The 25,062-nt window shown below is 36.3% G+C and carries 20 protein-coding genes; 7 read left to right on the forward strand and 13 right to left on the reverse strand.

Going from position 1 to position 25,062, the window contains the following annotated elements:
* Positions 1-21: 21 nt before the first annotated feature.
* The 4 genes from K319_RS0104405 to K319_RS0104420 form a co-directional block, all read right to left on the reverse strand.
* Positions 22-1,488: a serine hydrolase gene (locus tag K319_RS0104405; RefSeq protein ID WP_027382530.1), complete on the reverse strand. Its 1,467-nt coding sequence runs from the start codon at positions 1,486-1,488 to the stop codon at positions 22-24.
* 87 nt (positions 1,489-1,575) lie between these two features.
* Positions 1,576-2,163, reverse strand: a complete 588-nt coding sequence (locus K319_RS0104410) for a helix-turn-helix domain-containing protein (RefSeq protein ID WP_027382531.1) — start codon at positions 2,161-2,163, stop codon at positions 1,576-1,578.
* 91 nt (positions 2,164-2,254) lie between these two features.
* The gene (locus K319_RS0104415) at positions 2,255-2,620 is read right to left on the reverse strand and encodes a hypothetical protein (protein ID WP_027382532.1); all 366 of its coding nucleotides are present in this window, start codon (positions 2,618-2,620) and stop codon (positions 2,255-2,257) included.
* A gap of 31 nt (positions 2,621-2,651) precedes the next feature.
* The gene (locus tag K319_RS0104420; protein WP_027382533.1) at positions 2,652-3,794 is read right to left on the reverse strand and encodes an acyl-CoA dehydrogenase family protein; all 1,143 of its coding nucleotides are present in this window, start codon (positions 3,792-3,794) and stop codon (positions 2,652-2,654) included.
* Between the two features lie 147 nt (positions 3,795-3,941).
* Here K319_RS0104420 and K319_RS0104425 point away from each other — a divergent pair, with 147 nt between their 5' ends.
* From K319_RS0104425 to K319_RS0104435, 3 genes are all read left to right on the forward strand, one after another.
* A complete protein-coding gene (locus K319_RS0104425; RefSeq protein WP_027382534.1) occupies positions 3,942-5,711 on the forward strand; it encodes an AMP-dependent synthetase/ligase in 1,770 nt (589 codons plus the stop codon).
* Between the two features lie 91 nt (positions 5,712-5,802).
* Positions 5,803-7,563 carry an AMP-dependent synthetase/ligase gene (locus tag K319_RS0104430; protein WP_027382535.1) on the forward strand — a complete coding sequence of 587 codons (1,761 nt, stop codon included), beginning with the start codon at positions 5,803-5,805 and terminating at the stop codon, positions 7,561-7,563.
* Between the two features lie 182 nt (positions 7,564-7,745).
* Positions 7,746-7,985 (forward strand): hypothetical protein, encoded by a 240-nt coding sequence (locus K319_RS0104435; RefSeq protein WP_027382536.1) that lies wholly within the window; start codon positions 7,746-7,748, stop codon positions 7,983-7,985.
* A 38-nt stretch (positions 7,986-8,023) separates the two neighbouring features.
* On the opposite strand, the gene K319_RS0104440 is transcribed toward K319_RS0104435, so the two are convergent.
* The 6 genes from K319_RS0104440 to K319_RS0104465 form a co-directional block, all read right to left on the reverse strand.
* Positions 8,024-8,218, reverse strand: coding sequence for a hypothetical protein (locus K319_RS0104440; RefSeq protein WP_027382537.1), 195 nt, complete (start codon positions 8,216-8,218; stop codon positions 8,024-8,026).
* A 12-nt stretch (positions 8,219-8,230) separates the two neighbouring features.
* Entirely contained in the window at positions 8,231-8,833 is a 603-nt protein-coding gene (locus K319_RS0104445) for a MarC family protein (RefSeq protein ID WP_027382538.1), read from the reverse strand.
* Positions 8,834-8,884: 51 nt separating this feature from the next.
* Positions 8,885-10,624, reverse strand: a complete 1,740-nt coding sequence (locus K319_RS0104450; protein ID WP_027382539.1) for a BatD family protein — start codon at positions 10,622-10,624, stop codon at positions 8,885-8,887.
* The gene (locus tag K319_RS0104455) at positions 10,625-11,365 is read right to left on the reverse strand and encodes a tetratricopeptide repeat protein (RefSeq protein WP_027382540.1); all 741 of its coding nucleotides are present in this window, start codon (positions 11,363-11,365) and stop codon (positions 10,625-10,627) included.
* Between the two features lie 249 nt (positions 11,366-11,614).
* The gene (locus K319_RS0104460) at positions 11,615-12,460 is read right to left on the reverse strand and encodes an ABC transporter permease subunit (protein ID WP_027382541.1); all 846 of its coding nucleotides are present in this window, start codon (positions 12,458-12,460) and stop codon (positions 11,615-11,617) included.
* Positions 12,457-13,356 (reverse strand): ABC transporter ATP-binding protein, encoded by a 900-nt coding sequence (locus tag K319_RS0104465; protein WP_027382542.1) that lies wholly within the window; start codon positions 13,354-13,356, stop codon positions 12,457-12,459. The genes K319_RS0104460 and K319_RS0104465 overlap by 4 nt, the downstream gene beginning before the upstream one ends.
* Before the next feature lie 90 nt (positions 13,357-13,446).
* Here K319_RS0104465 and K319_RS0104470 point away from each other — a divergent pair, with 90 nt between their 5' ends.
* Complete coding sequence (locus K319_RS0104470) at positions 13,447-14,793, forward strand: ATP-binding protein (protein WP_034671351.1); 1,347 nt, start codon at positions 13,447-13,449, stop codon at positions 14,791-14,793.
* A gap of 27 nt (positions 14,794-14,820) precedes the next feature.
* Here the strand turns inward: K319_RS0104470 and K319_RS0104475 are convergent, their stop codons facing one another.
* The gene (locus K319_RS0104475) at positions 14,821-15,750 is read right to left on the reverse strand and encodes an SPFH domain-containing protein (protein ID WP_034671353.1); all 930 of its coding nucleotides are present in this window, start codon (positions 15,748-15,750) and stop codon (positions 14,821-14,823) included.
* A gap of 192 nt (positions 15,751-15,942) precedes the next feature.
* Between K319_RS0104475 and K319_RS19780 the strand changes: the two genes are divergently transcribed.
* A complete protein-coding gene (locus K319_RS19780; RefSeq protein ID WP_051230422.1) occupies positions 15,943-17,592 on the forward strand; it encodes a peptide-N-glycosidase F-related protein in 1,650 nt (549 codons plus the stop codon).
* An 86-nt stretch (positions 17,593-17,678) separates the two neighbouring features.
* Positions 17,679-18,536 (forward strand): tyrosine-protein phosphatase, encoded by an 858-nt coding sequence (locus tag K319_RS0104485; RefSeq protein ID WP_027382545.1) that lies wholly within the window; start codon positions 17,679-17,681, stop codon positions 18,534-18,536.
* A gap of 24 nt (positions 18,537-18,560) precedes the next feature.
* Here the strand turns inward: K319_RS0104485 and K319_RS0104490 are convergent, their stop codons facing one another.
* Both K319_RS0104490 and ccsB read right to left on the reverse strand, forming a co-directional pair.
* Complete coding sequence (locus K319_RS0104490) at positions 18,561-18,737, reverse strand: Arc family DNA-binding protein (protein ID WP_235696076.1); 177 nt, start codon at positions 18,735-18,737, stop codon at positions 18,561-18,563.
* 152 nt (positions 18,738-18,889) lie between these two features.
* Positions 18,890-22,126, reverse strand: coding sequence for a c-type cytochrome biogenesis protein CcsB (gene ccsB / locus K319_RS0104495; RefSeq protein WP_027382547.1), 3,237 nt, complete (start codon positions 22,124-22,126; stop codon positions 18,890-18,892).
* A gap of 320 nt (positions 22,127-22,446) precedes the next feature.
* Here ccsB and K319_RS0104500 point away from each other — a divergent pair, with 320 nt between their 5' ends.
* Positions 22,447-24,927, forward strand: a complete 2,481-nt coding sequence (locus K319_RS0104500) for an FtsK/SpoIIIE family DNA translocase (protein WP_027382548.1) — start codon at positions 22,447-22,449, stop codon at positions 24,925-24,927.
* Positions 24,928-25,062 lie beyond the last annotated feature (135 nt).

Genomic DNA, 25,062 nt, shown 5'->3' on the forward strand with positions numbered 1-25,062 from the left:
TATAGGCTTCAAAAAGTCAGTTTACCTGGTTTCAATTTCAATGATTTTTTCACCTTTATCTCCAAGATATTTTTTAAGAATCGGACCATAAATTTTATAACCGTCATTCACGTTGGTGAAAATGATGAGGCCTTGTTTGGTTTTTGGTAAAAGAAAAACAATTGTATTCACACCTTTGTCGGAACCGCCGTGTGACAAAGCAGTTTCACCATTTCCTAAATCATAGATTTCAAAACCAAGTCCGAAAAATTTATCCTTTTTGGTGTCAATTTGTTTGGTTTTCATCGCTTCAAAAATTGGATTGGAAAGCAATTCATTATTCATCACAGCCATCAAAAAATTCCCATAGTCTTCTACGGTCGTAGTCAAATCATCTGCTGCATTAGCCGTTTTGTTTTTTACAATATCATAAGGTTTTAAATTTTCATCAAAACCGATAACAATTCTGTGAGCATCCTTTTTCTCATTCCAGATGTAACTCGTATCGCTCATCCCAAGTGGTTGGAAAATGAGTTCCTTGCCCAATTCTTCAAGGCTTTTATGAAATTTATTTTCGATGGCCTTTCTCAGATATTCAAAACCTTCTCCTGAATATTGGTATTTCGTTCCCGGTTCAAATTCGAAGGTCAATTTATTGTCTTTATTCATCCACCTCCAATTTGGGAAACCTGTCTGATGGCTTAATATTAATCTCGTTGTCAGTTTTTTGTGTCTTACGTCTTTTGCGATATCCGGGTCTGTCCAATATTTATAAAGTGGTTCATCAAGATTCCATTTACCAAGACTTACCAAGCGCAAAACCATTATCGCCGTTACAGGTTTGGTTAAAGATGCTACATTGAAAAGGTTATTATAAGCCGCGGGGTTTTTGCCGTCTTGAGTTCCATAAACATTTATTTGTTTTAATTTCCCATCTTCAATTACACCCAAGCCTAAAGTAGGAATATGATTATCTTTCAACAATTGTTCGATGCTGTTATCGGTTCCATTTAACTTAGCTTCACCGTGGTCATAGCTTAGAACATCGCTCATTACCCAATTCTCGTTTTTCTTTGTCCAGACCGAAGTGAATTTTGCCTGACCGCCCAAAACGTCTTCTTTATGTTTTTCACGAATATAAAAACGATGTTCCCCGGTTTGAATGGCACCGTATAATTCTCCATTGTTGTACAATGGGAAAACTTCCAGGCTGTTTTCAATAACTTTCCGGATCGGTTTTTGGTTGGGATTTCCACAAATATTTTGTTTTGTTCTTTCCAAGAATAATTTTTTATCCTGAAAGCCACCGTTATCGTGATAGAATTTCAGGTTATCATCCACCGATTTTTCCAAGTAAGCGATATCACAACCGTTAAATCCTCGTTCGAAGAAAATGCTGTCCTGTTTTTTGAGTTCCAAAAATAAAGGTGAACTTTTATCGATTTGGGCATTAAGATTTCCGATAGAGAATAGTAGAATTAGAAAGATGATCCCGAGTTGTTTTGTCATTGTTTTAATTTTTGACAAAGGTTCAGAATTAATTGATCTTAATTCAAAAAAACAGCCCGACAAAAACCCGACAATCACCTGTCGGCTTCATATCATACTGAAATTCAGCTTATAATAAAGACTTTGCTTTTTATCTAATTCGTAAGCGTTTCTCAGGATAATATAGACATTTGCTAAGGTCAATGAAATCATCGTCACCATTACAGACCCACTTCCAAGCTTTAAAAAAGCAACCAGAAAAAAGATAATCGGAGCAATAATCGCCAGAATGATCTGAAGCGAAATGATTTGTCGGATGATTGGAGATCTCTGTTTTGAAATTAGCATTATCAACAGAGGTGGGAGAAAATTGGCAATCGGAAACCAACATAACGGAAGCGAAGAAAGATTGATTATTTTAATTAAACCGAGATTTTCAATTGGTTCATTTTCTATTATTGAAATTGATTGTTCAACAATTGATATATCTGCAACAGATCCTTCTACCGGATCATCTGGAGTTAATAGATCACTTTCTGAAACATCAAGACTGGAGGCCAAAGTTTTCAAGGTATAACCTTTTGGTTCTGTTCCAGCTTCGATTCTTTGGATTGTTCTCACGGAAAGCCCCGATTTTTCGGCTAATTCTTCCTGAGTTAGATTTTGTTTTTCCCTGATTTTTTTTAATTCCGACATTTTCTAAAATAATCAAAACAAATTTAAAAATTCAAAATTGTTTTGAATTATAATTCACAAAAAAACCTTTCTTTTTAGAAAGGTTTAAGTTTTATTTCATATTAAGAACTTTGTCGACAACATAAACGGTGTTCCCGCGCGAAGGCAAAGTCCCGTGATATTCTTTGTAGTGGAGGTCAAAATATTTCCCGCTATTCATTTCCAATTGTTTGAAAACAGCTTCGTTTTCAATAGAAAATTCGAATTGGTTACTGCCAATCGGTGCACCAGGTTTTGCAGCTCCAAAGCCTTCCTGGATCAATTTTCCTTCGTAAGTCTTGAAGATGTTGCCTTTGTTCACAGCATAATTGAGATATCCTGACTTAATGCCTTCTCCGAAAACAAAGTAATATTTCCACCAGACGAAGACGCCCAGGAATAAGAAAATTACAGCTAAGGTCATCCAAAGATATTTCATACTCTGTGTTTTTAATGTTGACCAAAGTTAGTTATTTTTTTGATATAGCTCTGGAAATCACAATTTTTTGAATTTCGGAAGTTCCTTCATAAATCTGAGTGATTTTCGCATCACGCATCATTCTTTCCACGTGGTACTCTTTTACATAGCCATAGCCACCGTGAATCTGAACTGCTTCGATCGTTGTATCCATCGCAACCTGAGATGCGTACAATTTTGCCATTGCACCGCTTTCCGAGATATCCTTACCTTCATCTTTTTCAGCGGCTGCTTTGTAGATCAGCATTCTTGCAGCTATAATGCTTGTATGCATATCAGCCAATTTGAAAGCGATTGCCTGATGATTGATGATCTCTGTCCCAAAAGATTTTCTTTCTTTAGCATATTTCAAAGACAGTTCATAAGCTCCGGAAGCTATTCCTAAAGCCTGAGAAGCAATCCCTATTCTACCACCGTTAAGAACTGCCATCGCAAAATTGAATCCAAAACCATCGTCCCCGATTCTGTTTTCTTTTGGAACTTTAACATCTGTAAACATTAGAGAATGTGTATCGCTGCCACGGATTCCCAGTTTATCCTCTTTCTTTCCTACAACAAAGCCTTCCCAACCTTTTTCCACAATAAAAGCATTGATTCCCTTATGTTTTTTCTCTGGATTGGTTTGTGCAATTACAATATAATAAGTGGCGTTTCCACCATTTGTAATCCAATTTTTGGTTCCGTTCAAAAGATAATGATCACCTTTATCTTCTGCCGTTGTGGACTGAGAAGTCGCATCAGAACCAGCTTCCGGCTCAGACAAGGCGAAAGCGCCGATCACCTCACCGCTTGCAAGTGGTTTCAGATATTTCATTTTTTGCTCTTCATTACAGAATTTTTCCAAACCTGCGCAAACCAAAGAATTATTAACGGACATTACTACTGCAGCAGATGCATCAACTTTAGCAATCTCTTCCATTGCCAGAACATAGGAAACACTATCCAGACCGGCACCGCCGTATTTTGGGTCAACCATCATCCCGAGGAATCCCATTTCGCCCATTTTTTTTACGGCATCATAAGGAAATTTTTGTTCATTGTCTCTTTCGATAACGCCTTCCAAAAGCTCTGCTTGTGCAAAATCCCTTGCGGCCTGCTGAATCATCTTTTGCTCTTCTGTAAGATTGAAATCCATAAGTTTTTTATTATATTTTTCGTTCGTAAATATAAACTTTTTGGCAAAAAATCAAAGAAGATTGTCGCATTTTGTTGTTTGAGAAAAAAAAATTATATTTACGATAATGTAAACTCAATTTTAATAATATATTAACAAAGATATTTTATGAACGTTAAAAGAATATTCGACTTCTCTGCTCTTGCTTTCGAAAAATTTCCGAAAGAAGATTGTCTTGTCACGAAGAAAAACGGAAATTGGATCAAAACATCTACTCTTGAGTTTATCAATCAAGGGAACAAAATTTCTAGAGGTCTTTTGAAGCTTGGTATAAAACCAGGCGACAAAATTGGTCTGATATCTTCTAACAACAGAACAGAATGGGCCGTGATGGATCTGGGAATTTCCCAGATCGGCGTGGTTACAGTTCCGGTTTACCCTACCATTTCCGAAGAAGATTATGTTTATATCTTCAATAATTCTGAAATCAAATACTGCTTTGTTTCCGATGCAGACCTTTATAAAAAAATCACAAATGCAAAACCTAACATCCCATCATTAGTAGGAGTTTTCACATTTGATGATATTGATGGTGCGCCCAACTGGAACGAGATCCTTGACCTTGGGGAAAATGATGCAACTCAAATTGAAGTGGATGATCTGGCAAAATCTATCAATCCGGAAGATCTTGCTACAATCATTTATACTTCCGGAACGACAGGAAAACCAAAAGGTGTTCAACTGACCCACAACAATCTGGTTTCGAATGTCACTGCAAGTACGCCAAGAATCCCGAAAGATAAAAGTCTTGATTATAAGGATATGAAAGCGCTTAGTTTTCTTCCGATTTGCCACGTTTTCGAAAGGATGATCTTCTATCTATATCTAAGTAATGGAATTTCTATCTATTTCGCTGAAAGCATCGAAAAAATTGGAGAAAATGTGAAGGAAGTGAAGCCTCAATACATGACGGTTGTTCCAAGATTGGTGGAAAAAGTTTACGACTCTATTTATAACAAAGGAACAGCTGCAGGTGGATTGAAGTCTAAGATTTTCCTTTGGTCTTTAGGAATTGCTGAGAAATACGAATTAGGAAAGCCAAAAACATTTATGCACACCATTGCGGACAAATTGGTTTTCAAAAAATGGAGAGAAGGTTTAGGTGGAAATCTGATCACGTTGGTTTCCGGTTCTGCTGCCCTATCAAAACGTTTGAACACAATGTTCCACGCTGCCGGAATTCCAATTTTGGAAGGTTATGGCTTGACGGAAACTTCGCCTGTTATTTCGGTCAACAGCTTTGGTAAAGTGAAAGTTGGCTCTGTGGGAATTCCCCTTGAAAATGTAAAAGTTAGAATAGAATCTGATGGCGAAATCGTTGTAAAGGGACCTTCTGTTTTCGATGGCTATTACCGGGACGAGGAAAAAACGAAAGAAGCTTTCACCGATGATGGTTATTTCAGAACCGGTGATATCGGACATCTTGATGAAGATAATTTCCTTTTTATTACAGATAGAAAAAAAGAAATGTTCAAAACCTCGGGAGGAAAATTTGTTGCGCCTCAGGTGATAGAGAACTTGGCAAAAGCTTCCAAATTCATTGAACAGATCATGGTTGTCGGTGACGGTGAAAAAATGCCTTGTGCATTGGTCCAGCCGGATTTTGCTTATGCAAAAAATTGGGCAGAACTGCATAATGTAAAAATCATTGATTCTCATAAAGAAATTGCAGCGAACCCAGCCGTAAAATCTAGAATCGAAAAGGAAATCGAGAAAATCAATGAGCATCTCGGGAAATGGGAGCAGATCAAAAAAATTGAATTGACCCCAAAAGTCTGGACGATCGACGACGGACTTCTGACGCCAACCCTTAAACTGAAAAGAAAGGCTATAAAAGCTGAATTTCAAGATCTATACGACAGAATGTACAAAGAATAATGACAAGCTATCCAATGGATAGCTTTTTTTCTGAGGGTTTTCCATATTTATTTATATTTGCGTTAAACGATAGTTTAAAACATATCACAAAATGGAAGTAAAAAGAATCTTCGACATTCCTTATTATTCGAAAGAACATTTCGAAAAAGATGATTTTATCTGTGACAAGAGAAACGGGAAATGGGAGAAAATCTCAACGGATGACTATATCAAAATCACAAACCAGCTATCCAGAGCTTTATTGAAATACGGTCTCAAAAAGGGAGATAAAATTGCCATCACTTCTTCCAACAACCGGGTCGAGTGGTGTTTTTTTGACCAAGCGGCTTTACAGATCGGCATCGTGACCGTTCCGGTCTATCCTTCCATTTCGGCTGAAGACTGTGTTTATAATCTGGAAAATTCGGATTCTAAGATCTGTATTGTTTCTGATGCAAAATTATATGACAAGATCAATTCGGTTAAAAATCAATTACCGGATTTGCAGGAGATCTTTACATTTGACAATGTTGAAAATGCTAAAAACTGGAAAGAACTATTTGATTTAGGAAAAGAAAATGATAATCAGCAAGAAGTTGATTCGATTAAAGATTCGATTTCTGAAGATGATCTGGCTTCGATTATTTATACTTCCGGCACGACAGGGAAACCAAAAGGCGTAATGCTGACACATAAAAACATTGTTTCCGATGTGATTGGCTGTGAAGACAGAATCCCGCACAAGGATTCCAAAAACAGAGCATTGAGTTTTCTTCCACTTTGTCACGTTTACGAAAGAATGATTCTGTATCTTTTCACAACCAACGGGATTTCTATGTATTTTGCTGAAAGTAATGAAAAACTCAGTGAAAATCTAAAGGAAGTAAAACCGCAATATATGACGGTTGTACCGAGAATGGTGGAAAAGGTCTATGATGCGATCTATAAAAAAGGAACCGAGTCCGGCGGAATCAAAGCCAAAATCTTCCTCTGGTCCCTGAAAGTTGCTGAAAATTACAAATTGGGAAGTTCAAAATCTTTGGCTCACATCATTGCGGATAAAATCGTTTTCAGCAAATGGAGGGAAGGTTTGGGCGGAAATCTCATCACATTGGTTTCCGGTTCCGCCGCTTTATCAAAACGTCTGAATACCATGTTTCATGCTGCCGGAATTCCGATTTTGGAAGGTTACGGATTGACGGAAACTTCGCCTGTAATTGCAGTTAACAGTTTTGAATTTACAAAAATCGGTTCGGTTGGCAGACCAATCAAAAATATCGATGTGAAAATCCAGGAAGATGGGGAAATCACGGTGAAAGGTCCAACTGTAACGCAGGGTTACTACAAAGATGAGGAACAGACAAAACAGATCTTCACAGAAGATGGTTACTTCAAAACCGGTGATATTGGAATTTTGGATGAGGATAATTTCCTTTTCATTACGGACAGAAAAAAAGAAATGTTCAAAACTTCCGGCGGGAAATATGTTGCACCTCAGGTGATCGAAAATCTTGCAAAAGCCTCTCAATTCATCGAACAGATCATGGTCGTTGGTGACGGTGAAAAAATGCCTACAGCATTAATTCAACCTGATTTTGAACATGCTAAAACCTGGGCTTCAAAAAATAATATAAATGTAGGGACTTCTCTTGAAGACATTGCCAGTTCTAAAGAATTAAAATCTGAAATCGAAAAGGAAATCGAGAAGATCAATCAACATCTTGGAAAATGGGAACAAGTCAAAAAAATTGAATTAACACCTGAGATCTGGACCGAAGACAACGGACTGCTCACGCCTACTCTAAAACTGAAAAGAAAAGCCGTAAAAGAGCATTTTATTAAGTTGTATGAGAAGCTATATGATAGAAATTAGGAACATTCGAATTACTCGCAGCCCGACTTGAGCGGAAATCCTTTTTTGCGTGGACAGTAAGTTCTATCTAAATTGAAATCTTCTGCAAAAAAGATTGGGAGCGGAAGGCGGATTAAGCTGCCCTAAAAATAATTTTCAAAATCTAAAAGTTTATCTTTGTCATCGTTATTTGAAAACCAAATATGATCATAACCCGATTAGAATTGATAAAGATCTGTGAAAGATTCCTCTCTGATGAAGTCAGCAAAGAAGAATTGATTCATTTTGCAACTTCTGTAATGTTTGATGATGAAGATAAGTATGAATGTGAAGATGAAGTTGTGGAAGAGATTTTGTCGCAATGGGATAATGCGCAAACTCAATCTAAAATCAATAAGACAAGTATTCAGTTTTTGAAAAATGCACTTCAAGATTTGAATTAGTACAAAAAAACGCTTCAGAGACCTGAAGCGTTTTTTTATTATTTTCTCTCTACCAACTTACTCCAAGTATGCAGAATATAAACTACTATAATTCCTAAAATCCCTGATGAAATAGAGAATATGAATTTGGTATTTTCATCATCAAAAAATCCTGAACGCCAATCGATAGCGTAAACATTGATACCGATAAAAATGATAAAAAGAATTAAGAATACTTTATAAAATGTCTTCATTTTCTAATAATATTAAAAGTGAATGTAATTCTGAAACAGCTGTGCAAAGTTAGCAGTAAATAATTTAATGGAGATGGCCAAAAGCACAATTCCGAAAACTTTTTGTAAAACCTGCAAAGAACCCTCTCCCATTTTTCTCTCAATCCACGGTGCTAATCTCAAAACGATGTAAACCAATATTGTATTAAGGACAATCCCGCAAATGATATTGATATCGTGGTATTCTGCCCTTAATGACAAAGTCGTTGTCAAAGTTCCGGCTCCCGCAATCAAAGGGAATGCAATCGGGACAATAGATGCAGCTTGTGGTTGGTTTGTCTTATGGATTTCTATTCCTAAAATCATTTCTATGGCAATGATGAAAATCACGAAAGCTCCTGCAATCGCAAAAGAATTGACATCTACGCCAATGAACTTCAAAATATTATTTCCTATAAAGAGAAAAGCAATCATCAATAATCCAGCAACAATTGCAGCTTTTTCAGACTCAATTTTGCCAAATTTCTGACGAAGCGAAACAATAATCGGGACCGAACCCAAAATGTCTATTACAGCAAACAAAACCATAAAAGCGGTCATTGTTTCTTTGATTGAAAACTCTTCTAAAAATCCCATAAATTATATTTTAAAGATTTCGCAAAAATATAAAATATTTTTGATAATTCCCTAAAGCATTTTATAGATATCCTCTATTTCGTTCAAAATTTCAATTTGCTTATCTACAGATGAATAAGGAGAATATTTCTCAATATTGATTTTGGTGATCAATTGATTATATTTCTCAAATTGACCCGATCCGAAATTATTTCGGAGATGATCTGAAAAACTCGAAGAATAATGTTCTTTGCAATATTGGTCAGCATCAACTTTCAATTCCTCAAACGCCTCAAAAAAACCTGAAGGCTGACTTTCACTTATTTTTTTATTCAAATAATTGAAATAGGAATCTACTTCAAATTTCTTTTTATTTCTCAAAAGAGCTTCAGTTTCTTCGATATTGATAATCGGTTGGACAGGCATATTTTTCTTTTCTAGAAGAAGTTTCCTTTTGTCTTTAATTTTCTTATTAAAATAAAGAAACAGCAATGCCCCAATCCCCACAATGAAAAGATTTCCAAAAATCACATACCAGCGGATCCCCTTATGTTCCTTTACTTTCAGTTTCTCAGTGCTAATAACCGGAGAATCAACTTTTTCCAGAACATTGTTGGTATATTCGTTTACTTTTTGCAAGGTAGTTTTTGCATTAGCAATGTCTTGGGCATTAACTGCGTTCAGGGCCAAAAACTTAGAGCCCACCTCAACATATCTTTCTTCCTTTGGATCAAAATACGAAAATCTTTCTGTAGCAATTTTCAAATCTCCCCTTTTCTTTGGAATGATAATATATTGTGCTTCTATATCACCTTCAATTCCTTTGACGGTTGGAACAGAATTGTTGATGATTTTTGGTTCAAAGACCTCATAGTCAGGAGAAGATAAAATTTTTGGTACGATAGATGGGGAAAGATTACCACAACCTGATACTTTTACCGAAATATTAAAAGCCTTGTTGATTTCAAAATTTTCTTTTCCTTTATCGTTCATTTCGATCTTCACATCATATTTCCCAACCGCATTCTTAAAATTTTCGGGAGCACCTTCCGGCAATTTTTTAACGTTAATTTTTACCTTATTGGAAATGAGAGCTGTTTTATGATTGGCAAAAGGCACTTCCATAGGAGGAACATCCATTATACCAGCTACTTTTGGGACAACTACAAACATCCCAATAACCTGTGAAGAATAATTATTCTCCGAGTCTTCTATTGATTCATCAAAGTTAGCGATAGAACGGATCGCAAGGTTCCTGGCAGGCTCAAATCTTGCAGGTTCCAGATGTCGGAAATTCGAAATGTTCCTGGAAAATGCTTTCAAAACGACTATAGCAGGCTCATCCTTGTAAACTTCCCGCTCTTCCACCTGCATGCTCAGATACATATTTTTTGCAGTGTTATTAGCAATGGCAAGGGGTTTTTTCTCAGCTTCTTTTACAATGATATCAATAGGCTCAGTTTTGTACATCTTCCCATTGATCTTTACAAGAGCCGAACCAATTTTAAAATTTCCGGCTTGTTTGGGATCAAGAGCAAATTGATAAACCATTTGATTGATCCTGATTTTTTTTACGGGATCGATAAATGTATTTTGTTCAGATGCATATTCGTAATTGAATTTTGAGAAATCGGGAAGCTTAATGGGGGTTTCCATATTCAGATCCTCCCCAAAGATCTCTAAAACAACAGTAAAAACAAAAGGAGAATTCACCCTACTCTCTTTTGTGTTGATTTCTGAGTAAAGATTAACCTGAGCAAACGAAAAAACCGATGCTAATGTGAATAATATGTATAAATTTTTTCTTATCATTTACCAATCCTTTTCGTTGCTTTGCGGCATCGAATTGGCTTTTTTGTTTAAAATTCTTCTTGCAGTCTCTCTCTCGCGATTTTCAATATCACGCAAAATCATCTTTTCTGCTTCTTCAGGGATTTTGTTTTCCTGCTTTTTAGGCTGATCAGGTTTTCCTTGATTTTCTCCTTTTTGCTTATCACCTTGTCCGTTTTGTTGATCTTTTTTCTGATTTCCTTTATCGGACTGGTCTTTATTTTTCTGGTCTTTGCCGTCTCCTTTTCCTTTGTTCGGATCCTGTTTTTGTTTTTGCTTGTCTTTTTTTTCTTTGTCTTTTAACATTGCAATCTCATAGTTTTTACGAATTGCTTCGTTATAAGGATCCTGCTTCAGGGCTTGTCTATAAAGTTCAGCTGCTTTTTCCGGATTGTTGGACTGCATCTGTACATTTCCTTGGTTATAAATTGCTGCAGCCTTTTCATACTTACTTTTAGTCAACTTTGCCGCTTTTTGATATTCAGCAGCAGCTTCTTCATATTTTTTGCTTTTGTACAAGGCATTTCCAAGATTATAATGGGCTGTATAGCTTCCCTCTTTTTCAGCAATTGCCTCCAGATATTTGCTGGAAGAAGCTTCATATTCCTTGGCATCAAATTTTTTGTTTCCTTCATAGACCAAAGCATTATAACTCTTCTGTGCTTTTACAATCTGAGAAGAAAATACAATACAAAATACAGCTATGATTAATCTAAAATCCATTGCTACAAAATTATCCGTTTTATTGTTAAAACCAACACTTTAAAAGTTAAAATTGGGTTAAAAAAGCCTTTAAAATAAGGAAATTTTGTAGATAAAAATCTACAAGAAAATAAAAAAACCACCAAAATTGGTTTTGATGGTTGTATCATATTTTAATCTCAGTTATAAATATAATTATATTTAACTTTAATTAAGAAATATTAAACTATTGATATATTTATCTTTACAATATCTCATTTAAAGTAATTATTACCAGTCTTTTTTCTTAAGTATCCAATAGCTTCCCAATATAAAAATTGTTGACCAGACAATACAAGCAATTACACTGTACCAAGGATATTCAAATTTGAACCGCATCCCTAACAATTGTGCCATATTAGTTCTTATCAATGGATTAGGAATCAAATTCGACATGCTTTCCAAAGGCAAATAATCTGTATAGAAAGTGGTTGTACTCAAAACTTTAGCTTTTTCCAATTCAGTAATATTTTGTTGAGCTCTAAAAGTCTCAATACCGATTAAAATTTTCTCTACAAACCAAAACATAAAAAATCCAAGAAACACAAAAATCGATTTTCTGAAAAGAATGGATAGAAACATTAGAAACGAAAAGAAGCTAAATAACTTCAAAAAGTAATTGAAGATGAAATATATTTCTTTAGTGACCAGATCACCCTCTTGTGTTACCGAATAACTCTTTCCTAGCATAAAAGCGATCACAAAAACCAATAATGTTGAAAAAGCAGTGAAAGTCAAGATGGTCAAAAGTTTTGAAAAAACAAACTCTTCCCGACTCAATCCATCAATTATATTCTGCTTGAACATCCTATTGCTAAACTCCTGACATATAGAGAAAACAATAATACAACCAAGGAAAATCTTCAGCAATCCTACAATATAAGTCGTGAAATTCCAAACACCTGGAAAGTTATACATCCCCTGCTCTTTAAGATTGATTTTCATCCCTAAAATATCAAAATCTACCAAACCAATAAACAGCAGAACAATAAGAACAACAAAATACAAACCTGAAAAAATCTTTAAAGGTCTGTAATTCAGATTCTTGAGATATTCTAATTTTAATAATCGTATCATGAGTTGGATTGTTTTACAAGTTCGAGGAATTGGGTTTCAAGGCTTTCTTTTTTCTTCTGGAGATGAGAAAGAGAAATTCCTTTTTCGAATAATTTTTTATTGAGTTCCGATGCAGAAATATCGCTAGAAATCTGGGCAATTATAAGGTTATCCTGTTCTTTTACAGAAGAGAAAATCCCGAAAGATCCAAGAACAGAAACAAGCTCAGAAATATTATCCGCTTTCAGTTCAAAGAAACCTTTTGTATTGCTCATGGCATCCACAGAACCGGAATAGATCGCATTTCCTTGTTTCAGAACGATAACGTGGGAACAGATTTTCTCTATCTCGTCCAAAAGATGGCTTGCAACAATGATCGTAGTTCCCGATTTTGCAATTGAATTAATAATATCTCTGATCTGAATAATTCCTTCCGGATCAAGTCCGTTTGTAGGCTCATCCAAAATTAAAACTTCAGGATCTGCAAGCAAAGCAGAAGCAATCGCCAAACGTTGCTTCATTCCCAAAGAATAGGTTTTAAATGCATCTTTTTTTCTCGTCAAAAGGTTGACCACTTCCAATACCTCATCAATTCTTGAATACGGAATCTCTTTGATCGTTGCTACAATTTCAAGATTCTTTTCCGCACTTAGATAGGGATAGAAATTTGGCTGCTCTATAATTGCTCCGATTTTTTTGAGCGTATGAGTATCCGTTCCTTCTTTTCCAAACCATTTCCAGCTGCCGGAAGTTGGATTGATCGTAGAAAGCAGCATCCCGAAAGTGGTTGACTTCCCACTTCCATTAGGTCCTAAAAGACCATAGACATTACCTTTTTCTACATCGAAGGAAATATTGTTGACCGCAATATGTTTGAACTTTTTGGTCAAGTTTTTTACTTCCAAAATTTTTTCCATAGAAATATTTTATATACAAGTCTGATTCTTGACAACATTGTTACTTTGATTTGTACGGTTTTTGTTTAAATTCATAAAAACATTTTAAAAATGATTCAAAATATCTCCGAATTTTCTAAAAAGCTGGACGTTTCCGAAGAAAGCATCAAACAATTTATCCAGGATTTTGACCTTGAGATCTCTGATTGTCTTTCTCCGAATCTCAATATTACCCAAAATTTTGAAAGATTTGCCATAGAAAATCAGGAATTTCTAAAAAAATATGATGAAGACCTGAATAAGGAAAAAACTGCAGATGATATTTCGAAAAGAATCCATCAACCGAAAGAAAAAATAGAACAGATCATTCAAGATCAATTCCCTAATATTTATGATAACGGGATCTACAAATCATCAATATCAACATTCGGGATAGATAATCAGCTTGGTGGGAATTATCAGTTCATTTACAATTATTTTGGAGATAAAACTGAGCTCAAACAAAGAGATTTCATTGGTTACAGAGATCTATTCTTTTATATTTCAGACATGCTGGAACCTTTCCTTAATCCGGAACAATCTGAAAATTGGGGAATCCAGAAAGCTGCTGGTATTATTGTTTATGGGCCTCCGGGAAGCGGAAAGATCTTCTGGGCCAAAAAAATTGCAGAGATGATCGATTTTGATTTTTTCGAAATCCGAAAATCTCAATTAAAATCGATTCTGGTCAATGATAAAAAAACAAGCTTTGATGAATACCTTTCTCAAATACTCAAAAAGGACAAGGTCATTTTGTTCCTCGAAAACTTTGACGAGATAATGATGCAAAGGCAGGAAAGGCAGATCATCAATTCTGATCATGAAGATGTAAAAGAAAGTACACTCCACAACATCGAAAAATTCGAAAAAGAAAACATTGTGATGATCGGTTCTGCAAAAGAACTGATCGGAATAGAACCAGAGATCCTTGCGCCGGGAAGATTTGATGTTTTGATTCCGGTTTTCCCGCCAAACAAACAGGAAAGAGCTGAGATGCTGCTTTTCAACATGACAAAGAATCTGAACGAAAATGCAACTTTGCTTAAAATATTAAAAAACAACAAAGCTGATCAAATCCCGTTTTGGAAAGAGACTGCTGAGAAAATGAAAGTATTTTCCAACACAATGCTTGTGGATTTCACACAGAGTCTCAAAAAACGGATCCGAAGTCTTTATATGAAAAACAAAACTGAAGGCATACAGATCAGCCAAGTAATTCTAGATGCTTCTCTGAAAGAATCAGCTTCTAAACTGACTGGTGAATACCTCAATAATGTTCAACAATTTTTATCCGAAGCCGAAGATAATTCTTATGACCGCTTTGCTGCCAGGATCGAAGACCTGAAACAAGAACTCGAAACCTACAAAGCGAAAGACGAACCAATCAGAACCATCGGATTCCATATAAACGAAGAATAAAAAAAGCCTGAATATTCAGGCTTTTTTTTATAAAAATTTCGGATTCTGTCGATTTGGTTTCGGTGTCTCATCATCTTCAATTTTTTTGGAAACAGCCATTGCCGCCACCAGATCATTCAACATAGAGCTGGCAGCAGTTGGTGTGTTTGGCAGAAGAACAAGGTTTGAACGGTTGTTTGCGCCAATAGATTGTAGTGTATCATAATGCTGCGTCACAACGATAAGAGCTGAAGCTTCGTGAGGTTCGATATTAACGTTGTTCAAAACTTTTACAGACTCTTCCAGACCTTTTGCAATTTCTCTCCTTTGGTCTGCAATACCTTGTCCTTGCAATTTTTTGGATTCGGCTTCCGCTTTTGCAACTGCTACAATTCTGATCCTTTGTGCCTCAGATTCATATTCCGCTGCAGTTTTTTCTCTCTCTGCCGCATTGATCCTGTTCATGGCATGTTTTACCTGTTCATCCGGATCGATATCCGTCACCAAAGCTTTGATAATATCATAACCATAACTTTGCATTGATTCCTGAAGTTCCGCCTTGACAGCGACAGCGATATCATCTTTCTTAAGGAAAACATCATCTAATTTCAACTTTGGCACTTCCGCCCTTACCACATCGAAAACATAAGATGTGATCTGATCATGTGGGCTCTCCAATCGATAAAAAGCATCAGCAACCTGGGTCCTGATCACTTGAAACTGTACTGAAATTTTCATTCTTACAAAAACATTATCAAGTGTTTTGGTGTCGATCATTACATCCAATTGCTGGATACGAAGATTCATCCGTTTCGATATCTGATCGATGAATGGTATCTTCAAGTGTAAGCCGGCATGTCTTGCCGAATGGAATTTTCCCAAGCGTTCCACAAGTGCCGCCGTTTCTTGTTTTACTGTGAAGAATGAGGCAAATAACGTGATAAGCGCGAAAAATACTATAAATCCAATGTATATCATAATTTGTTTTTTCTCTAAAGATAACTTTTTCCAAGGAGAATCACAAGTTTAAGTTCCGTTTCAAGTATTGGAAACTTAGATTATTGAAATCTTAACATAATCGATAAAAACAAAAATTAAATTCATAAAAACAATCATCAAAAAACCTTTATTCGTAAAGATTTTATAAATTTGTTGTAATAATAATCTAATATGAAGAAAAAATTACTTTTTGTTTTTGCAGGACTTGCATTAGCACCTTTTTTTAAATCTCAAAATGTATCGGTTTTCAATGATGTTCCTTTTTACAGTATGTACCATTATCTGGGAGAAGGAGAAACCATGCCGGCTGAAGCTTATTCTCAAATTCCTGCTGGGGCAATCCGTTTACATGCCTATGAGCAGGACATTATTTCCAGGAAATTGACAGATTCCGAAATTGCATCCATTGGAAGCAATGTGAAGATGAATATCGTTCTAACAGCAGCATGCGACAATTATGACAGACTTGCTGGTGTCAATCTTGTCCTTGTACCAAAAGGAGCAACAACTTATACTTATAACCAAAGTGACATCAAGCGTATCGAGATTGGACGTTTTATCACGCCTTTTATGAACAAAAACATTTCGCCAACTCAGGTTCCATACAGTTTCCAGGTGGATAATATTTCCAACATATTGCATGATACAGCTCTATCTGCTACGTATGATTTTTGGATCGAGTTCCGAGCTGATGGTTACTCTGCCGCAGCCAATACTCAGGTTGCTGGATGTGCGAACAGAACAGATGTTTTCCGTGGGAATCTGGAATTTGTAACAAGTGGAGCCGTAACACCTTCTCAAAACTTCTTTTTACCACTTTCTTATCGTCAAAACCTAAATAATTATAATGCTACAGATGTTCCGGGACAAACAACAAGATTAGTAACTTTTACACTTGAACAGCCTGTTCCGAATGCTATTCTACATCTTAGCACCTCTAACCATGGATCAAATTCCGGAGGTGAAGAATATGTAAAAAGAGTACATAACGTCTATCTAGATGACCAGTTGGTAAGTCAATATATGCCAGGTGGAAAAAACTGTGAAGATTACAGACAATACAACACGCAAGGGAACGGGATATATGGAACTACTGCAAAAACCTTAAGAGGCTGGATATCTTGGAACAACTGGTGTCCAGGTGACGTGATCCCGAATCGTGAAGTCAGTTTAGGAAATCTTTCTGCAGGAACCCATACCATCAAAATAGATGTCCCTACCGCCGTCTTTACTGGCCAACAAGGTTATTTCCCAATTTCCATGTATATCCAAAATCAGAAAAACGGAGATGTCATTTGCCCTGCTCCCTATGATTTAAAAATCGCCAGCCAAATAGATACCACCGTAAGCACGGAATGGAAAGAAGCCGGAACCTCCAACCAATGGCAAACGCTTTGGGGAAGAAGAAATGTCTTCACAACTGCCGGTGCTGAAGTTTACCGTGATATAGAGAACGAACCAAAAGATACAAGAACGGACCTGACCGTTAACTGGATCTATGAAACTTATGTAAAATCAAAATGTTCGAATGACCAAAGCAGTGTTTGGTACGGACCTGTTTACTCTACTCAAATCAAACTCGGAACAGAAGATATCGACACAAAGAAAATATCAATCTATCCAAATCCCGTTAAGGATTTCATCAACATCAATTCAACCGCAAAAGTGAAAAAAGTGTCTGTTTATAATGTTGATGGTAAAATATTGCTGGAAGATAATTCCACAAAGATCAATCTTTCTAAATTGCAATCAGGCATTTATCTAATGAAAATAGACTTTGCAGATGGCAGATCCCAAACCCAGAAGGTCATCAAACAATAAATTATACTTTGAAATTCCTGCCCAATGGGCAGGAATTTTTTATTTAATTCAAAAAATATTTAAGCTTGAAAAAACGTTCTTATTTAATGAGATATTTCCTCTTTCTTATTCTATTGTCCATTGTTTCCTGTAAAGCATACCATTCTAAAGCAGAGTTTTCAACCTATTCCAACAGAAATCAAATCGAAATAAAAAAGATTAATAATTTCCGTTATTTAGGAGGAATTAAAAATTCTGAAGGTAAGTCTTTAAAGGATAGTTTGATCTACCGAAGCGGAAATCTTCACAAACTTAGGAACTCTTCTTTCGATGAAATCGAATCATTGAAAATCAATAAAATCATCGACCTGAGAACGCATCAGGAAATAACGAAAGAACCAGACCATTTTCCAAAGACTATTTCTTATCAAAATTACCCCGCCTTCCAAGATGAAAACGGAGAGCTGAAGGATGCCAAAAAGCAAGTTCTAAAAGGTCAATTTAATAAAGTAGACGCAGATAAAAGAATGATACAATTCTATAAGGATTATGTTTCAGAAAATCCACAGGTGATAAAGAAAATAATTACTGAGATTCTAGATTCGGAGCAGCCTATTCTTTATCATTGCACTGCCGGAAAAGACAGAACCGGAATGATAACAGCATTGATTTTGAAGATTTTGAAATTCGATGATTCTGTGACTTTTGAAGAATATCTACAATCCAATGACCTCCGTCAATCTATCATTCAAAAAAGATTGAATCTTGCCAATAACTTACACTTTATCTATCCCAAATTAGATATTGGAGTATTAGAAAAAACAGGTTGGATAGAAAGAAATTATTTACAGTCTGCTTTTGATGAGATTGATAAAAAATATGGTTCTATGGATAACTATATCCATGAAGCTTTAGGAATTTCTGAAGCTCAGAGAGAAACTTATATCCAGAAGTTTTTACAATAATAAAGCATCCAAAATTTGACGGCTTTATTTTTTATCTGTTGATTTGTTATCTGTTTTATTCTTTTTCCTTCCCGAATTAATTAGACTTTGATTGATAATATATTCCAATTGTCCATTCACACTTCTGAATTCATCAGCCGCCCATTTCTCTAGCAATTTATACATCTCATCATCCAATCGTAAAACAAAACTCTTCTTCATCAATACTTGATTTTTCGGATTAATTATAAAGCGTTCCTTCATTCAGAATCGGCTGAGCAGCTTTTTCACCGCATAATACAACCATTAGATTGCTCAAAAATAAAAAAGCCGAACTTATTAAAAGTCCGGCTTTTTTATTTATTTCACAAAATTTAAGGTTCTACTTGCGTTCTTTTCTCTTGTTTTTCATTCAGTTTTTTGTATTTGAACCAAGCAGCTATAGACAATGCCAGCATATACCCTAAACTGATGTAAACCCAAGTCGGTAATGGAATAGGGTCTCCTTTTGCGTAAGAGTGCAAGCCTGACAAATAATAATTCACTCCAAAATAGGTCATTACCATAGAGCAGAAAGCAAACATTGTCACCACGTGGAAGGTGTATCTACCTCTCAATCCCGGAACCAGTCTCATATGGATCACAAATGCATAGATCATGATCGAGATGAAAGCCCATGTTTCTTTCGGGTCCCAGCTCCAGTAACGTCCCCAAGATTCGTTGGCCCAGATTCCTCCCAAGAAGTTTCCGATAGTTAGCGCTAATAATCCAATATTAAGAGACATTTCACTTACGATTGCCAATTCTTTCAGCGTTGTATCATTATGTTTTTTGAATGTCTCTTTGTTGGAAATCACATAGAAGATCAAAGAGATCATTGCAATCAACATCGATAAAGAGAAGAAGCCGTAACTTGAAGTGATAATTGCAACGTGAACCACTAACCAATAAGATTTCAGAACAGGAACTAGTGGTGTGATCTGCGGGTCTAGTGCGGAACCACCGTGTGCAAAGCCCATCATAATCACTGCTACTAAAAACCCTGCTGCAGGAATCAAAGCATTTGAGTTTCTATAAAGTGCATAACCGGCAGTAATCCCCACCCAAGAGATGAAGATAATCGCTTCATAACCATTACTCCACGGGGCATGTCCGGAAATGTACCATCTTGCAACCAATCCTAAGAAATGGAAAATGTAACCAATCGCACCGATATAAATGATTGCTTTTATAACATTATGAAGGATTTTATTGGATTTAAATAATTCTATAAAACCTAAAACCAAAAGCAAACCTCCAATGATGGTATAGAAAATCAACAATTTGAAGTTGATATCCAATGTATTCATCAAAACTTCAAGCTTAACTTTGGTTTCAGAAGGCACTACATTTTTACCCCATTTTTGTTGGTATTCCTCCACTTTTTTCAGTTCAGCATCAGCTTTTGCCCAGCTTCCACCTTGTGTTGCTAAAAGTACACTTGATAAGTATGGTCCTAAAACCGCCTGTGCATTTTCATCCGGTTCAAAAGTCGGTGTCATTACAGAATTCCAAGTGTGGTTAGGGTCGTTCTTGACAGGAACTGTTCGGAAATATTGGTAAGACATAATCCCGTTCAATACTTGAACTTTGTCATTTAATTTAATAACCGCTTCATCATATCTTGTTCTTTCAGAGGCTTTTTTTCTAAACGCATCATTATAATCATCTTCCAACACAAAACGAAGATTTCCGTTTTTGTCCGCCGGAAATAATTTAATCAAACTAGTAAATCCTTCGTCCGTCGCTTTTGTTTTTGCTCTCAGGTATTTTCCAACTTTACCCGCAGTTTCAATTTTGATGATATTCACCTGAGCCCAAAACATCGGGTCAATCGTAGCAGCCAAGAACCATTGGTTAGCATCCAGATCCTGGAATTTGGAACGTGAAGTTAATTTGTGTAAAATATCAAGTGCCTGCGTATTGGCAGGAACAATGCGACCTTCGTAATTCTGAACCAATAGAGAACCAAACTTGTCTGCGTGTTCTTTGTTGATTGTAATATTTTTCACCATCTCATCCGCATCCAAAACCATTGGATTTTTACCTGCAGAAGCTGGTTTTGCTTCGGTTGAATGGGAATGAGCTTCGTGACTTCCGTCTGTTCCGTGCATGTCGATTTCCTGAGCATGAAGTCCGAAACTTAATAAAATCAGAAGAACAGCAGTTGTTTTTTTCTTGCTGATTGTTTTCAGCATTTGATTTAGACTCCAGAATCTAGAACCTTTCCAGAACATGGTCACAAACATCCCTAAAAATAAGAATGCATAACCGATATAACTGATCAAAGTTCCCCAAAAATCGTGGTTTACAGAAAGAACCGTCCCTTTTCTGTCCGGGTCAAAACTCGCTTGGAAGAAGCGGTAACCTTTATAGTTAAGAACGTGGTTCATATAGATGTTGTAAGGCGTTTCTTTGCCTTCGTCCACAATTTTAACATGGGATTCATAAGCTGACGGCGAAGAACTTCCCGGATAAGTTTCCATTACAAATTTTTCCAACTTAAGTGCAAAAGGCTGTGTGAAATAAATCTTTGGCCCGAATCCTAACATGATGTCCAAACCATCCAGATGAATCTGCTTGTAATTATTCGGATTTCCTTTTTCTACAACAAGATCAACAATCTGTTTAGTTTTTGGCCCGGCTACTTCTACTTTCAGCATATCCGGAACATCTTTGTCTTTTTGTTTGTCGCCTTCGTAAGCCACCAATTTTCCACGTTTTGTTCCTTCTGGAATTACTAATTTCAATTGGTCAATCGTATAGAGACTTCTCAAAACCAGCGGTTGGAATTCATCTTTCTTAGTCGTTCCAGTTGCCTGAGTTGCCATTGTCATATAAGAAGCATCGCTTGGCGTTTTGATATAAAGCTGTCCGTCTTTTTTCTGGAATTCCACAGCACCTTCTATTGCCGTTCTGTTATAACTTACCAAAGTTCCATTGATATTCTGAACTTCGCCTTCTGCCAAATAAATATTCTGACGACCGCCCATATCGCCGGTTGAAACTAAATGAAGAAATTCTTTTCCATTACTATCGACAGCCAAACTGTCTTTCTTTCTCTGGATGTATTCCAAAGCTTTCACAACAATCTTTTCTTTTCCAAGGAAATCATAAGTCGCTTGGAAATCGTGATGAAGAGGCGACATCAGGTAAGGGACGTCGTGATAATTTTGCTGTTCACCTTTTTCCTCGATTTTGATTTTGAAGAAATGTTTGTCGGTTACAATCTCATTATTGGTTTCTCCTTCGCGGATATGCATCGTTCCTTCGAAACTGATGTAACGAGTGATTGCTCCACCAATGAAAATCAAGATAAAAGCCAAGTGGAAAACCAAAACCGGCCACTTTTCTCTTTTCCAAAGTCTATATCTTCCGATGTTTCCAATGAAGTTCAGAATCAATAAAAACATAATGGCTTCAAACCATTTTGCTTCATAAATCAAGGCTTTTGCAGTTGGCGTTCCGTAATCATTTTCAACAAAAGTAGCAACTGCCATAGAAATTGCGAAAGCCAGAAGTAAAACCGCCATCGTTCGCGTAGAAATGAGAATATCCTGAATCTTTTTCATAAGTTAGATATCTAATATTTTATTTGTCAGATTTCATCGATTGGGCCTAATTCACGGGCTTTGTAAATGGCGATTTTAATCTGAAAATTTAGAATCCACAAAAATAAGGATGATAAATCACAAAGGCATCAAAAAAAACTGTTTTTTGTCATTTTGAAAAGCCAAATCGTTATTTTGAAACATTCTTAATAAGCCTTTTCAAACTGATAATTAGAGTGCTAAAAATTCATATAATTTTAAGAAAAATTAAAAATAACTCTCAACAATATATATGACTAATAAAAAACATTAAATTTGCATCTATTGACCTTTTTTTGAAAATGAACAACGAACAAAATACGACCTCCAACTCAAGTAAAATCATCTCAAAGCCAAGGATAATTTCGGGCGTTACGCTCATCATATTATCAGTTGTTTTGACACTTTCTTTCGTCTCTTATCTGATGAACTGGAAAGCCGACCAGAGCCAAGCAGGCACAATGTCTGACAAAACAGTACAATCTTCCAATCTATTTGGGAAAATCGGTGATTGGCTGGGAAATCTTTTCATTTTTGAAAGTATTGGTGTAGCGGCCTTTGTTGTCGCATTCTTATGCTTTGTTTTTGGCACATTGATTTTCAAGAAGAATTATTTCAAACCTTGGAAAACCATTTCCCACAGTTTATTTTTCATTTGCTGGACTCCGATTTTCTTTGGTGCAGTGACCAATGGCGAAGGCGTTTTAGGCGGTGTTTATGGTTATCAGATCATGGATTATCTGAAATCTTATATTGGTTCTGTGGGACTTTGGCTAGTTCTTTTGGTAAGTTTCGCTTTGTATTTTGTCCTGGAATTCAATCTAAGGCCGAGTTCTATCAAAAATAAACTGAATGACATCAATGACAATACATTCGGAAGACTTAAAAATCTAATGCCAGATTCTGATGAAGAATTTGAAGCGGATGAAGAACTGGAAAAAGAATTTATCCCTGAAAAGTTTACAGGAAAAGAAAAGCCAATAAAAACGGATAACGATTTCAGTAATATTAAGGTCACTCAGGATTTTGAACCAATAAAAACCCCGAATCAAACTTCTTTCAAGGAAGATATCAGAGAACCAATTAAACAATCTGCTCCTGAACCAATTGTATTATCTTCTACTCCATCGGAACCTCAAAAAACGATTGTATCGACTCCGGCTGTAAAAGCTGAAGATGATTTTGCCTTCAATGTAGAAATAAAGAAAGATGAAGATTTCCCGGTAACAGCAGAACAGCAGAAATCTGATGATCTAGTTAGCAAACATGGTTTGTATGACCATAAATTGGATCTGGCAAAATTCCAGATGCCTTCTGTTGAATTACTGAAAGATTACGGAAACGAAGAAATCACAATCAATAAAGACGAACTCGAAGAAAATAAAAACAGAATTGTTGGTTTATTGAAAACCTTCAACGTAGGAATCTCTGAAATCAAAGCGACGATTGGTCCAACCGTTACACTTTACGAAATCGTACCGGAAGCAGGAATCCGAGTTGCAGCAATTAAAAAACTACAGGACGATATTGCTCTGAATCTTTCAGCTCTTGGAATCAGAATCATCGCACCGATGCCAGGAAAAGGAACCATTGGAATCGAGGTTCCAAGAAAAAATCCAACAATGGTTTCGATGCGTTCGGTTGTAGCATCGCCTAAATTTCAATCTGCTGATATGGATCTGCCAATCGTTTTTGGTAGAACTATTTCCAATGAGGTTTTCGTGGCCGACCTTGCAAAAATGCCTCACCTTTTGATGGCCGGAGCAACAGGGCAAGGTAAATCTGTTGGTATTAATGCGATTTTAACTTCATTGATTTATAAAAAGCACCCAAGCGAACTGAAATTCGTAATGGTTGACCCGAAAAAAGTGGAATTATCACTTTATTCAAAGATTGAAAGACATTATCTGGCGAAATTACCCGATACAGAAGATGCGATCATCACAGATAATGCAAAAGTGATCAACACATTGAACTCACTTTGTATCGAGATGGACGACCGTTACGAATTGCTTAAAAATGCGTTCTGTAAAAACATCAAAGAATACAACGCCAAATTCGCCCAAAGAAAACTGAATCCTGAAAATGGGCACAGATATCTGCCATACATTGTTTTGGTCGTAGATGAATTTGCGGACCTGATCATGACAGCTGGAAAAGAAGTGGAACATCCGATTGCAAGATTGGCTCAGTTAGCGAGAGCGATCGGAATTCATTTAATTGTTGCGACGCAAAGACCTTCTGTCAATGTAATCACAGGTATGATCAAAGCGAATTTCCCTGCGAGAGTTGCTTTCCGAGTAATTTCCGGAGTGGATTCTAAAACGATCTTGGATTCGCCAGGAGCGGAACAATTGGTTGGGAAAGGAGACATGCTTTATTTCAACGGAAATGATCTGACTCGTCTTCAATGTGCATTTGTAGATACACCGGAAGTGGAAAGAATTGCGGAATTCGTTGGAGAGCAAAAAGGATATTCTGACGCTTATCTTCTTCCTGAATATTCCGGAGAAGATGCCGCTTCAACTGTTGGGGCATTTGACCCGAATGAAAAAGATGCATTGTTTGAAGAAGGTGCGAGAATAGTGGTTTCTACACAGCAAGGTTCAACATCTATGTTACAAAGACAACTGAAATTAGGATATAACAGAGCCGGAAGAATCATGGACCAATTGGAGGCTGCTGGCGTTGTGGGCGGTTTCAATGGTGCGAAAGCGAGAGAGGTTTTGATTTCTGACCTCAATTCCTTAGAAAGACTTTTAGATGAACTTAAAGGAAGATAGTACTAAAAACTATATTTTTAATAAAATCTTAACATAATTAGTTAAGGTTTTTTTATTTTCAATTTAAAATTTAATCAATGAAAAAAGTAGTTTTGATATTGCTTTCTATACTTTCAGTATTTACATTTGTTCAAT

It is taken from the genome of Epilithonimonas caeni DSM 17710, from assembly GCF_000426465.1.
Classification (GTDB): Bacteria; Bacteroidota; Bacteroidia; order Flavobacteriales; family Weeksellaceae; genus Epilithonimonas; species Epilithonimonas caeni.

Coding starts and splice junctions, on each gene's coding strand:
- K319_RS0104405 (WP_027382530.1), bottom strand. CDS start 1,488: ATGACAAAACAACTCGGGATCATCTTTCTAATTCTACTATTCTCTATC.
- K319_RS0104410 (WP_027382531.1), bottom strand. CDS start 2,163: ATGTCGGAATTAAAAAAAATCAGGGAAAAACAAAATCTAACTCAGGAA.
- K319_RS0104415 (WP_027382532.1), bottom strand. CDS start 2,620: ATGAAATATCTTTGGATGACCTTAGCTGTAATTTTCTTATTCCTGGGC.
- K319_RS0104420 (WP_027382533.1), bottom strand. CDS start 3,794: ATGGATTTCAATCTTACAGAAGAGCAAAAGATGATTCAGCAGGCCGCA.
- K319_RS0104425 (WP_027382534.1), top strand. CDS start 3,942: ATGAACGTTAAAAGAATATTCGACTTCTCTGCTCTTGCTTTCGAAAAA.
- K319_RS0104430 (WP_027382535.1), top strand. CDS start 5,803: ATGGAAGTAAAAAGAATCTTCGACATTCCTTATTATTCGAAAGAACAT.
- K319_RS0104435 (WP_027382536.1), top strand. CDS start 7,746: ATGATCATAACCCGATTAGAATTGATAAAGATCTGTGAAAGATTCCTC.
- K319_RS0104440 (WP_027382537.1), bottom strand. CDS start 8,218: ATGAAGACATTTTATAAAGTATTCTTAATTCTTTTTATCATTTTTATC.
- K319_RS0104445 (WP_027382538.1), bottom strand. CDS start 8,833: ATGGGATTTTTAGAAGAGTTTTCAATCAAAGAAACAATGACCGCTTTT.
- K319_RS0104450 (WP_027382539.1), bottom strand. CDS start 10,624: ATGATAAGAAAAAATTTATACATATTATTCACATTAGCATCGGTTTTT.
- K319_RS0104455 (WP_027382540.1), bottom strand. CDS start 11,365: ATGGATTTTAGATTAATCATAGCTGTATTTTGTATTGTATTTTCTTCT.
- K319_RS0104460 (WP_027382541.1), bottom strand. CDS start 12,460: ATGATACGATTATTAAAATTAGAATATCTCAAGAATCTGAATTACAGA.
- K319_RS0104465 (WP_027382542.1), bottom strand. CDS start 13,356: ATGGAAAAAATTTTGGAAGTAAAAAACTTGACCAAAAAGTTCAAACAT.
- K319_RS0104470 (WP_034671351.1), top strand. CDS start 13,447: ATGATTCAAAATATCTCCGAATTTTCTAAAAAGCTGGACGTTTCCGAA.
- K319_RS0104475 (WP_034671353.1), bottom strand. CDS start 15,750: ATGATATACATTGGATTTATAGTATTTTTCGCGCTTATCACGTTATTT.
- K319_RS19780 (WP_051230422.1), top strand. CDS start 15,943: ATGAAGAAAAAATTACTTTTTGTTTTTGCAGGACTTGCATTAGCACCT.
- K319_RS0104485 (WP_027382545.1), top strand. CDS start 17,679: ATGAGATATTTCCTCTTTCTTATTCTATTGTCCATTGTTTCCTGTAAA.
- K319_RS0104490 (WP_235696076.1), bottom strand. CDS start 18,737: ATGAAGAAGAGTTTTGTTTTACGATTGGATGATGAGATGTATAAATTG.
- ccsB (WP_027382547.1), bottom strand. CDS start 22,126: ATGAAAAAGATTCAGGATATTCTCATTTCTACGCGAACGATGGCGGTT.
- K319_RS0104500 (WP_027382548.1), top strand. CDS start 22,447: ATGAACAACGAACAAAATACGACCTCCAACTCAAGTAAAATCATCTCA.